This window comes from Chryseobacterium sp. GM_Chr_2 (assembly GCF_026540445.1).
Classification (GTDB): domain Bacteria; phylum Bacteroidota; class Bacteroidia; order Flavobacteriales; family Weeksellaceae; genus Chryseobacterium.
On record NZ_JALNUD010000015.1, the window covers coordinates 23,962 to 36,009 of the forward strand.

The 12,048-nt window shown below is 36.4% G+C and carries 8 protein-coding genes and 1 pseudogene; 4 read left to right on the forward strand and 5 right to left on the reverse strand.

All coding sequences use genetic code 11. The features are described 5' to 3' along the window. Nucleotides 1–30: 30 nt before the first annotated feature. The 5 genes and pseudogenes from OXQ85_RS18965 to ygiD all read right to left on the reverse strand — a co-directional run bounded on the left by OXQ85_RS18965 (nucleotide 31) and on the right by ygiD (nucleotide 5,273). A complete protein-coding gene (locus tag OXQ85_RS18965; protein WP_267406505.1) occupies nucleotides 31–1,236 on the reverse strand; it encodes a T9SS type B sorting domain-containing protein in 1,206 nt (401 codons plus the stop codon). After that, nucleotides 1,190–2,287 (reverse strand): hypothetical protein, encoded by a 1,098-nt coding sequence (locus OXQ85_RS18970; protein WP_267406507.1) that lies wholly within the window; start codon nucleotides 2,285–2,287, stop codon nucleotides 1,190–1,192. Before OXQ85_RS18970 ends, OXQ85_RS18965 begins: the two co-directional genes overlap by 47 nt. Nucleotides 2,288–2,362: 75 nt before the next feature. Beyond that, nucleotides 2,363–3,559 (reverse strand): T9SS type A sorting domain-containing protein, encoded by a 1,197-nt coding sequence (locus OXQ85_RS18975; protein ID WP_267406508.1) that lies wholly within the window; start codon nucleotides 3,557–3,559, stop codon nucleotides 2,363–2,365. 206 nt (nucleotides 3,560–3,765) lie between these two features. Then, nucleotides 3,766–4,497, reverse strand: coding sequence for an alpha/beta fold hydrolase (locus OXQ85_RS18980; RefSeq protein ID WP_267406509.1), 732 nt, complete (start codon nucleotides 4,495–4,497; stop codon nucleotides 3,766–3,768). Continuing rightward, nucleotides 4,494–5,273 (reverse strand): annotated as a pseudogene (gene ygiD / locus OXQ85_RS18985) (4,5-DOPA dioxygenase extradiol). Before ygiD ends, OXQ85_RS18980 begins: the two are co-directional and overlap by 4 nt. 104 nt (nucleotides 5,274–5,377) lie before the next feature. Here ygiD and OXQ85_RS18990 point away from each other — a divergent pair. From OXQ85_RS18990 to OXQ85_RS19005, 4 genes are all read left to right on the forward strand, one after another. Beyond that, nucleotides 5,378–6,166, forward strand: a complete 789-nt coding sequence (locus OXQ85_RS18990; RefSeq protein ID WP_267406510.1) for an SDR family oxidoreductase — start codon at nucleotides 5,378–5,380, stop codon at nucleotides 6,164–6,166. Nucleotides 6,167–6,447: 281 nt separating this feature from the next. After that, entirely contained in the window at nucleotides 6,448–9,237 is a 2,790-nt protein-coding gene (locus tag OXQ85_RS18995; protein ID WP_267406518.1) for a SusC/RagA family TonB-linked outer membrane protein, read from the forward strand. A gap of 12 nt (nucleotides 9,238–9,249) precedes the next feature. Beyond that, nucleotides 9,250–10,677 carry a RagB/SusD family nutrient uptake outer membrane protein gene (locus OXQ85_RS19000; RefSeq protein WP_267406519.1) on the forward strand — a complete coding sequence of 476 codons (1,428 nt, stop codon included), beginning with the start codon at nucleotides 9,250–9,252 and terminating at the stop codon, nucleotides 10,675–10,677. A gap of 138 nt (nucleotides 10,678–10,815) precedes the next feature. Next, the gene (locus OXQ85_RS19005) at nucleotides 10,816–11,982 is read left to right on the forward strand and encodes a cytochrome-c peroxidase (RefSeq protein ID WP_267406520.1); all 1,167 of its coding nucleotides are present in this window, start codon (nucleotides 10,816–10,818) and stop codon (nucleotides 11,980–11,982) included. Nucleotides 11,983–12,048 lie beyond the last annotated feature (66 nt).

A 12,048-nucleotide genomic window follows, 5' to 3' on the forward strand; every position in this document is an offset into this window, starting at 1 on the left:
CTGACCAAAAAAAGGTCAGCTTCTTAGATTTTAATCCCTATTCTTCATCAAAATCCAACCTGTGAGTTTAATTTGCGGGTTATCTTTTTTCGATGGTTCGTCCCACGAAATATGATACCAATATGTTTGTGTAGGCACTTTTCTTCCCTGAATGGTTCCGTCCCATGTATAATTGTTGAACGCGTTTCCTTCAAAAATTTTATTCCCGTAGCGGTCGTAGATCACGAATGATAAATTTTTCTTGTAACCAAGTTCAGAATAATTAATCGTATCGTTGTATCCGTCACCGTTTGGAGTAATTACATTCACCAAATTCGGAACGGTAACAGTCACCACAACAGGATCACAATTGTAAAAATCTTTAACGTAAAAAGTATTTTCGCCTCTTATTAAGTTTGAAAATACATTAGATTCCTGCCATTTGATGCCGTCTAATGAATATTGATAAGGAGATTTTCCTCCTTTAACTTCAACTGTCGCGGTATTTCCTTCCTGATGAATTTCCTTGATTATGGGAGATTCTGATGGAATCACTTTTACTTCCTGTCTCAAAACGCAGTCTCCGATTTTCAGATCAACCCAATAGGTTCCAACTCCAACATTGCTAATGCTTTGTGTAGTCGCTCCGGTACTCCATAGATACGAAGTAAAACCAGACCCCGCATCAAGAGTGGTTGTATTTTCAATACAAATGATCTGATCTTTCAGTATCGTAGAATAAACAGGCGGAATAACATTTAAATTTACTTTCGCAATACTTCCGCAACCATTGCTGTTAATGACTTTAATATACGCCGTTCCGTTGGCTGAAATATAGGCTAGGGGATTGGGAATTTCGTTAATTTCTGCAAGGGCGTCATTATAATTGGTGAAGTACTTTTTAGTGATTCCCGTTTCGGTAGTTACTGCTGCTGTAGTAAGATTAAATGTTCCTGTGGATACGTTATTGGTATTAAAACAGGTTCTGATCGTTGCTTCCATCACGTTGGGAGCAGGGTAAAGTTTTAACGTAATCTTAGCAATCGCCGTACAGCCGGTTGACGTATTTATTTTAACATAAACATCCGTTTCAACCGATGAAAAAGTAGCAGGATTTGTAATTTCATTAATTTCTGAATTTAAATCTGCCAGCGTTCTGTAATATTGTTTTGTAACATTGGTAAGCGTTGTCACATTAGCCTGTGTAAGGTCAAAAAACTGCCAAACCGTTAATCGGGCAACCGAATAGGGTAGCATCTGTTTTATTAACGAGTTGCGGAGTCAGAATAATTTTTGCATCGGGATTATCACAAAATGTTCCGCTGTCGTCTTTTACGATCACATTTACGGTAGTATTTGCCGAAAACTGATAGCTGGAAGGGTTTGTAACCGGAGTTCCGTTCACCATATAAGTAAAAGTATAGTTTGCCGGATTGTTTACGAATTGGGAATTGAATGATGTTAAATCTGTCGTAACTACTCCTGTTAGTGCATTCGGGCACGTTTCTGAAGGCGTTATCGTTTCCTGAAGTAAGGGAACTTTATTTACATATACTTTTACATTTTTGATGGAATGTCTCGCGCTTGCCGCACCTGTAGAAGCTGAAAATCCAAAGTATCCCTGTGTCATCGTTGCTGCTCCGCCTGACGGGGCAAAAGACTGATTGACAACTGTATTGTTATCAATTTTAATGGTGATGATCCAATTCGAGATATTACTTGGATCTATTTCTCCGTTTACCTCAACATGTCGGTAAGTGCTTCCAACAAAAGGAATTGTTGAAATAAGATCTGGCGTGTGGAAAGTACTGTTGGGCGTATTGTTATATTCAATATTATTATTTCCCGCAGGAAGATTATTGGTTCCATATAATACGTGAACTTTACTCATCTGACCTTCAGAACTGTTGTTGAATATGTCGAATGCAACCATCAAACCACTTGCATTACTCGGAATTCCCAAACCTCCGCCCTGAACATACGATGCCGGCGGATTGGCCAGATACCAAAATGCAAAACCGTCTCCTCTTCCGTAGCTGGTGGTTCCGTTTCCGTCTATTCTGAAATCAAATTCTACTTTCCATTTATCACAGTATTTAAGATTGATAGGATCATCAAGTTTAATTCCTCCTACCTGACTGATTTGATCTGCCGTAAGCTGTATAAAATCTGTATTTACCGTTGCAGAAGGAACTAAACTCCATCCTGTAGTGTTCACCGGATTGCCTGAAAGTTGATAAGATTGAGCATTGATTTTATTACAGAAAGCCAAAAGCGCCACAAAACCTGTAACTAAAAACTTCTTCATGATATAAATTGTTTAAACGCAAAACAAAAGGCTCTCAGAAAAAGCCCTTTGTTTTATAATCAAGTGTATAGAATATTAATTTTTAATAATTTTTTTAGTAATTGTGTTTCCACCTTTTAATTTAATTTCTACAATATACAATCCTTTTGGAGCAGATTCCAGATCAACTTGGTTGTTGCTGAAAGCTACATTTAATTTTTGTCCTGTTACATTGTAAACATTTACACTGTCAATTAAAGTATCTGCTTTAATGTAAAGAATACCTTTTGTAGGGTTTGGATAAATTCCAACATTTGTTTTTGATTTAACAATATCTGAAGTTCCCAACGCTGCAAAATCTTTAATACATCTTACCGATTGTCCGCCGTCTCTTCCCATACTGTTGGTGATTGCTACATTTGCACTTACATATAAATGTTGCCCGTTTCCTTCGTAAGGTGATGAACTGGAAGACCATAAATAAAGTCTCACTCCTGGATCGAAAATTCCGCTGTAGTCTTTATATCCGGCAGGAACAAATTTTAAATTACTTGCCAATGCCGAGGTTGTATTTGAAATATTTTCTACACTTAAGATATTTTCAATCTCATCTACTGTAGGTAATCTCCAGTTAGTTCCGATGGCTTTACAAGGATCAACTCCAGTTGTGCTGCTCGCTGAAGATGTGGTTTCTCCGTCCCATTTGTCAGTTGTTGCCCCGTTTTTCCACCAGTTTGAAGCTGAATTGTAACCCGCTGAATAGAAAGAAGTACTTCCGTTGGCAATCCCCTGAGGATTATTTGGATTAGGAGTGGTTCCGATCAATGGTGAATTTCTTTTTTGATGCCCGTCTGCCCATCTTCCCCATTGGAAGAAGTCTCCGTAAGCATTTTCGTCGGTAAGACTTTCCGCTACTTTGGTACTTCCTAAGTTTTGCTGTAGCCAAACTTTTCCGTCATTACCTCTCACTGTATTATATATAACCGATTGCCCTGCATACTGAAAAGTTACACAGCCAATATCTCCAGGATTACTTCCCGGATCTGCGTTGTTGCATGCTTGTGAATTATCTGTCGGCAAAGCAATTCTTTTAACGATGGTATTATCTTCAGAATAAGCTAAAACAAGGTAATTATTTGTATTATCTACCGCAAGATCATTGTATGTAGCTTCTCCGGTAGAAACAAAATCTCCACCGAAAGTTTCCCAGTTTTGAGCATGTAAACTACCCAAAACAAGTAATCCAAATCCGATTCCCAATTTTTTTAATAAGGGATGTGCAATCGTATACATAAATTTAATTTTTAATTATTCTAAATTAACACTGCAAAATTATATGGTACACTAATATTTTTATTATCATTTCCGAATATCTTGTTATCGGGGATTATCATTTTTAATAAAAAATTTGATTTTTGGGTAAAGAAATAAAGCCAGCGCACTTTTATATTCACTGACTTTATTGATAACATTAATAAAAATTGTAAGGTTTTTGCTCATTACTTTTCGGTAAGCCATTGATTAAGATCAGACAACATGGAAGAGTTGATGGTATGATCTTCATTGTATTTGTGAAACTGCGGCTGTAAATTTTTCGACTGTAAAAAATCAAAAGCATCAACGGCATATTGAAATTTCAGAACCGAATCGTGGGTTTCGTGTGATATAAATATCTTAAGCTTTTGCAATTCGCTATCTTTTGCAATGAGAGGTTTTACTTCAGGAAGAAGTCGCCCACTCATTACGGCAATACCTTTTATTTTTTCGGGAGCGGTGAGAGCTACGCTGTAGCTCATAATTCCGCCCTGGCTGAAACCTACGAGATAGACATTATTTTCATCAAATTGTTCTACCTTCTTTAAATCATCAATAAATCTAATGATTTCTTTTCGTGAATTTTCTGCCTGCTGCTCATTGATGACAGAACCGTCTGGGGTAAACTGTACCTGAAACCAGGTATAACTGTTTTCCCTCAATATTAATGGACCTCTTGCCGAAACGATGAGAAAATCATCAGGTAAAGATTCTGTATAGGAAAACATATTTTTTTCATTGCTTCTGACGCCGTGCAAAAGAATGATAAGCGGTGGATTGGGTGAAGATGTTTTTGGTTTTCTCATCAAATACTGTAAACGGGGAGATGGTGAAGTTGTTGTCATTTTAAAACTGAAAAAAATTAATAATAAGGTAACTGAACAGGCAGATAAAAGCAGATGTTTTGTTTTTATCATGATTTATCAATTTTCACGGACATCATATTGAGTGAACCGCCCACCAGCTCATCATTGAAAATCGTTACTTTTTCATCTTTTTCCTGAAGCCCTAAAATATAAAGCAGAGGAAGATAATGCTCAGGAGTAGGAATAGACAGCAGAACCTCTTTTCCTAATTTATCATACTGAATTAGAGATTTATGATCACCTTCTGTAATCAGCTGCTTTAATTTTTCGTTGGCGGTAATTGCCCAGTCATAGCCGAACCCGGGAGTCATCATTTTGTCCCACGCTGCCATTCGGAGGTTGTGTACGGAATTTCCGCTTCCGATAATAAGGATGCCTTTTCTTCGTAATGCGGCCAGTTCTTTACCTAATGTATAATGAAACTCCGGCTCTTTTGTATAATCGATGCTCATTTCGATGATCGGAATATCAGCATGGGGAAAGAGAAATTTTACAACCGTCCAGCATCCGTGATCCAGACCTCATTCTTCGGTAAGACCTATATCGACAGATGAGATGAGTTTTTTTGTTTCCAAGGCCAGGTCGGGGCTGCCGGGAGCAGAATACTGCACATCAAATAGAGCCTGAGGAAATCCTCCGAAATCATGAATGGTTTCCGGATGTTCCATGGCGGTGACAAAGGTTCCTTTGGTTTCCCAATGTGCCGAAATACATAATATTGCCCTTGGTTTCGGAAGTTTTTGGGCAACTGCCTGAAACCCTTGGGTGAAAGTATTGTCTTCCAGCGCATTCATCGGATTGCCGTGCCCCAGAAATAAAACGGGCATTCGTTCCGTAGGCGCTAGGTTATTGATCCTAAAAAAGAAAATTTGTAAGTGAAAATTTTAAATCTTTTACTACTTTTATATGCATTAAATTCAAATTACAACGTATGAATATTGATCTGACCTCAAAAAATGCTTTAGTAGGGGCTGCCACACAGGGAATCGGAGCGGGAATTGCTTCTGAACTGGCGAAAAGTGGTGCCAATGTAACGGTGATGGCTCGAAATGAAGATAAGCTGAAAAGTTTTGTTGCTTCGCTTCCCATCGTAAATGCTCATCAGAAACATCATTATCTGGTGGCAGATTTTGGTAATTTTGAGCAGTATAGAAAGATAATTACTCAGTATTTCCAGCATCATTCTATTGATATTCTGGTGAATAATACAAATGGCCCTGAGCCTGGAATTGCTTTAGACAAAGTGGTGGATGATTATCAGAAAGCTTTTGATCTGGTTTTTAAAGTGGTTTGTGAAACCACAACTTTAGCATTGCCTTATATGATTAAGCAAAAGCATGGTCGTATTATTAATGTTTCTTCTTTATCGGTAAAAGAACCGATCAATAATCTGGTGTTATCAAATTCTATACGTTCTGCAACGGCAGCGTGGGCAAAAACTTTGGCAAATGAAGTGGCACAGTATAATGTAACGGTGAATAATATCTTAACAGGTTTTTTTGATACAGATCGCATTAAAAAATTAATCAACCATGAAGCAGAGCAAAGCAATACTTCAGTTGAAGAAATAAAAAAAGGCAGAGAAAGCAAAATACCTATGAAAAGATTGGGAAGAACTGAAGAGTACGGACATTTGGTGACTTTTTTAGCTTCAGATTATGCTGCTTATCTTACAGGAACGAACATTCCTTTGGATGGTGGACTCAATAATTCTTATTAAAAATTAATTTTTATATAATTTATGCCTTTAATCCGTTGGGTTAGAGGTTTTTTATGCTTCATTATGAAACAAAAGATGATTTTTAACACTTTTTAATTCAATAAAAATACCTAGATTTGTAATTATTTTTATTGATTCTAATTAAGATTTTCATGAGGAAGGTTTTTCAACACTATCATTTTATTTCTAGTTATATTTCACAAAGTCAGGCTTTTAACGATGGTTCTAATTCGGAAAATTATCAATATTCTTTTATTTTAAATTAATCTCATTCAGCTGTAATGAATAAATCTGTCGCAAGCATTCTGATGATTTGTGGTGCCGTTTACATCAATGCCCAAACTTCATCAAACTTAAAAAATGATTCGTTAAAAGTGCAATCGATTGAAGAGGTAATTGTTACCTCTTCGTACGGAACCCAAAAACTGAAAGAAGAGGTTGTCGGCTCCATCGTGACGCTTACAGAAAAAGATATTCAGACTTCACAACCGTATGAAAGTATTGATAAGATGATTGCCGGACAGGCGCCGGGTGTTCAGATTGTGAATAATACGGAGTTGGGGAAGCCTGTGAGTATTAATATCAGAGGGCTTGGTTCTTTAGTTCAAACTACTAAAAAGTTCGGAACATCAACCCAGCCTTTAATCGTAGTAGATGGCGTTATCATGAGAGAAGATAATGGTTTTGATGCAGCAAGTTTTGATGGAGGTGAAAATGCAGAAATGAATATTAATCCACTGGCAAGATTTAATTCTGATAATGTAGAAAGCATAAATATTCTAAAAGATGCGGCGGCTGTAGCTTTGTATGGTGCTGAATCTGCTAACGGAGTGATATTAATTACAACTAAAAAAGGTAAAAAGAGTAAAATACCTCAATTTTCACTCACTAGCCAGTATGGTGTTTCACAAAGCATCAACAAAATAAAATATTTGAGTGGACAACAGTATTCACAACTTTTCAGAGACTTTCAGAATAATAATAAACCGGGAAGTGGGGTAGAGTGGAATGGAGTAGATGTCAACTGGTTTGATTTAATGAATGGCAATGGCGATTTTTTCAGAACCAATTTAACAACCAGCGGGGGTGGGAAATATATTACGTACCGTGTTGGTTTGGATTATTCCAATAATAATGAATCTAAGATCATGAATTCATTAGAGAAAAAAGGAATTGATGCTACCATAGGGTTTAATTATAAAAAGCTTCAGGTTAGTCTTTATGCTGCTTATAATAATTTGGATAAAAATCAGCCTAATACCTATTTCAATTTTATTCTGGCACCCAACAGAGCTGCCTATGATGAAAATGGAGATTATGCGCTGTCCGGAAATACAGGAATTCCTAATCCTTTAGCAGCAGCAAATCAAAATTTAGTCAATATTAAAAATAATTCATTGCTGTCAAGCTTAAATGTCAGTTATGAACTTTTAAAAGATCTTAAAATAAGCAGTTTATTCGGTGTAGATCTATCCAAAAAAGAAAATATTGATTGGAGATCGGGATTGAACCAAAGTGGAATTGCTAATAAGATATTAGGGAGAAGCCGATTGAATGATTCGGATGGCGAAAAATGGAACTGGAGTTCACACCTGATGTATGAAAAGAATTTTCTTAAAAAACATCATGCAGATATTTTGGTAGGAATGGAGCTAAGACAAAATAAAGATTCCAAAGAATATAGAAGCGGAACCAACTTTGAAGATTTCATCAATTATCAGGATCCTTCCAAGGGTTCAAATTATACTACCAGAACGCTTACTTTAAGAGATAGCGGAAGAAGTTTTTTCTCACAATTGAATTATGATTATGATAAAAAATATTTTCTTTCAGCAAGTATGAGAAGAGATGAAAGTTCTGCATTTGGTACGGATACAAAAGCTGCTATGAATGGTGGGGTGGGTGCCTCTTGGTTGATTTCAAAAGAAAATTTTCTTAAAAATAACTCTGTTTTAAACTTTTTGAGGCTTCGAGGATCTTGGGGAATAACGGGAAATTCACGAATTGGAAGCTATCGTTCCTCAGGTTTATACAAATTGTATCAAAATGGCTTTACCTACGACTATGATTATGCTTATCCGGAAAATTCATCACCTCCGAATCGTATGCTTTCATGGGAAAAAAATGAAAAGTTGAATATAGGTGTTGACTTTACGCTATTCAAAAAATTAGATTTCACCGTTGAAGTTTATAGAAATAATATTTCTGATATGATTGTAAGCAGAGAAGTTCCTTTAGAAACAGGATACAGCTCTGCAGAAATCAACGGGGCAGCTATGTATAATCAAGGTATTGAAATATCCATGCGTGGAAATTGGATCACAACACCAAACTTCAAATGGAGCTCAATGTTTAATATTTCCACGGTAAAAAATAGAGTGACCTATTTATTAGGCCTTGAAGATCAGTATTCTACTGCAGCTATGGCGAGAGCCCAAAAAATTGGAGTTTCAACCTCTGCAATTTGGGGATACCAATGGTTGGGCATCAATCCGGATAACGGCCAGGATATCTTCATGGTTAATGGAGTTCCTACGGATGCTAATCAATTTACTGCTAATTCTTCTACCTACACGATAATAGGTAATTCACAACCAGATGCCATTGGCGGGTTTAGTAATACTATGCGCTATAAAAATATTAGCCTTTCATTTTTAATAAACTTTGAAATTGGAGGAGATGTATTGGTAGCCGGAGAACTTATAGATCAATATAATATTTTATCTAACAGAAATATGAGCGTTAATGCTTTAGATTATTGGACGGGTGCCGGTGATATCTCTGCAATCAATCATATTCCTAAAAGCAATGCTAAAATTGTTCCCAACAGTACAAAGCATTTATACGATAATACCTATGTTAAGCTTCAGAACATTAATTTAAATTACCAGCTTCCACTTCACAGCATAAAAAACAGTTTTATTAAAAGCGCTAGTATTTTTGCCGACTGCACCAATGTTTTGTATTGGTATAAAGAAAAATCTCCTGCAGGAAAAAATGGAATAAGGGAATTCAGGTATTTATATCCAGAGATGAGAACTTTCAGTTTTGGAGTTAAGTTTAATTTTTAAATCAAAAAATTTATGAAAAAAATAATTGTAGGTACTGTTTTTTGGATGTCGGTGGTTTCATGTAGTGACTTTCTTGTTAGTGAGCCCGTGGAACAGATTTCTATTGTAGATCAGCTTAGTAATAAAAAAGGAATGCTACAGGCATTAAACGGAGCCTATTATCAGGTACGTTTTACATACAATAGTGAGGCTTCCTATATTTATGGAGATCTGCTTTCAGGAAATATAGCATTTACGCCTTCTTCTACAGGCATAATAAGTATTCCTACAAGAGTTGTTAGAATTTATAATTTTGATGATCAGCCAGCGAGTAGCAATATTTCAGGGATTTATAGTAGCAGTTATCAGCTGATTAATAATGTTAATTTAATTTTGCAATATGCAGATGCCTTGCCAGACGCTACAGATCAGGAAATTAATGAAATTAAAGCTGAGGCATTGGCATTAAGAGCATTTTCACATTTTCAGTTGTTTAAATATTATGCTCAAAATTATACCTACACTTCTAATGCGTCTCATCCTGGAATAGTTTATAATACTGAGCCATTAAAAGTGGGAGTTGATTATCCTTCAAGAAAAACCACAGCAGAAACCTTTGCTTTGCTGCAAGATGATATTGATAGTGCTTTAAGCTTGATTCAACCAGACAAAGCTATTCCTGCGGGAGAAAGCAAGAATTTTATCACTCCTGTTGCTTTAAAGACCATTGCTGCTGAAATCGCATTATACAGAAATGACTGGCAAAAAGCTTATGATTACAGTATAGACATTATCAATAATTCGGGCTTACAATTAACGGCTCAAAGTGATTTGGTAAATAATTGGGGAAATGCTGAATCTATTTGGGAGTTGGCAAATACAGATGAAAATGATTCTCCATTGTCATTAATATACACTTTTGTCAAGGCAATAGGAGACGAAACCCAAACATGGCCATTGTACTCAGCTTCTAATGATGTATATAATATGTACAGTCAGGATGATCTAAGAAAACAGCTGTTTGATACTTATAATATCAGTACGAAAAGCTCAGCAGGAACTGCAAGTCTTCCATATCATTTCACTAAAAAACATAATGGAACAACAACGAATATAGTCTACAGGCTTAGCTTACTCTATTTCATCCGTGCTGAGGCCGCTCTTCATTTAGGGAACACCGCTCAGGCATTGGCAGACATCAATATCATCCGAAACAGAGCAGGACTTAATACTCTGAATTCTATAACGATTGATGTACTTATTGAAGAAAAGCGAAAAGAATTTGCCTTCGAAAACCAATACTTTTTTGATCTGATGAGAAATCACAAAAATATTGTAAGAAATAATGGTTGCATCTCTACCCACTGCAGTCCTTCTTATCCAAATGATAAGTTTGTGGCATCGATTCCTCAGGCAGCCCTGGAGGTCAACAGCAACATGCAGCAAAACCCAGGATATTAACAGAATATTAATATATTTTAATGTAAACCTTCCGATGCATTTGTTTCGGCAGGTTTTTTATGTTTAAATTGAATAGGTTTCTCGGAATCAATAAAAATAATTTCAGAATACCTATTTTTGCCAAAATTTCAAGGATCAATGAAGAATGTTATAAGCTGGATTGTTGTTTTATTTGTAACCGTTTCTCTTTTAAATAATTGCCTGAGCAATAAAGTAAATAAAGAGATCAACGATAAAATTTCGTTTATGACAAAACTGAGAAAGCTATATTCATCAGGAGATTCTTCCAATTGGCCAAAGCCATTACTTGATCCTGAAGCCGTTCCGCATTTTTCCGAGATCGGGCATTTACCAGATGTTCAGTATCCGTCAGATAATCAGTATTCTGCAGAAAAGGCTTTTTTAGGAAAAACACTTTTTTATGATCCTCGACTTTCGGGCTCCAATCAGATTGCTTGTGCTTCATGCCATGATCCCGAGCTGGGTTGGTGTGATAACCGAACATTTTCTTTCGGTCACGACAGGCAAATCGGAACCAGAAATGCTATGAGCATCCTTAATGTAGCCTATGCAACAAGCTTATTTTGGGATGGTCGTGCAGAATCTTTAGAAGCGCAGTCTCAAATGCCGATTCAGGATAAAAAGGAAATGAGCGAGCACATTGACATTGCTGCCGGAAAAATTGCCAAGATTAAAGGGTACGAGATTTTATTTGAAAAAGCCTTTGGCGATAAAACTGTCACAAAAGATAAAATTGCCAAAGCCATTGCGACTTTTGAACGAACCATTAAAAGTCCGCCAAGTAAGTTTGATCAGTTTATTGATGGTAAGGCAGATGCTTTTACGGATAATGAAGTGATGGGACTTCACCTTTTCAGAACCAAAGCACAATGTATCAACTGTCATAATTCAGGATATTTTTCCAACAACCGTTTTGAAAATACGGGAACTTCTTTATTGGGTTCTAAACAGGAAGATTTGGGAAGATATTTGGTGACTAAAAATCCTGAAGATGCCGGAAAATTCAGAGTGACTTCATTAAGAGAAATCACGCGCACAGGGCCTTGGATGCATAACGGAGCATTCATGACCATGGTAGATGTCATTCAGTTTTACAGCAAAGGAAATCCCGAACCTCCCAAAAAACGCTCAACGGTTTATGAAGGTATAACTTTACATTCTGAGAAATCGCAAATGTTGAGGTTGTTGGAGCTGACTGATGAAGAAGTAGCTCAGTTAGAAGCATTTTTAGGAACTTTATCTACGAAAACACAAAGAATAACTCCACCACAGTTGCCTCAATAATTTTTCATTTTATCCTTATTTTAAAAGGTTTTTTTAGATTTTAAGAAAAATAGGTTAAATTTAAAC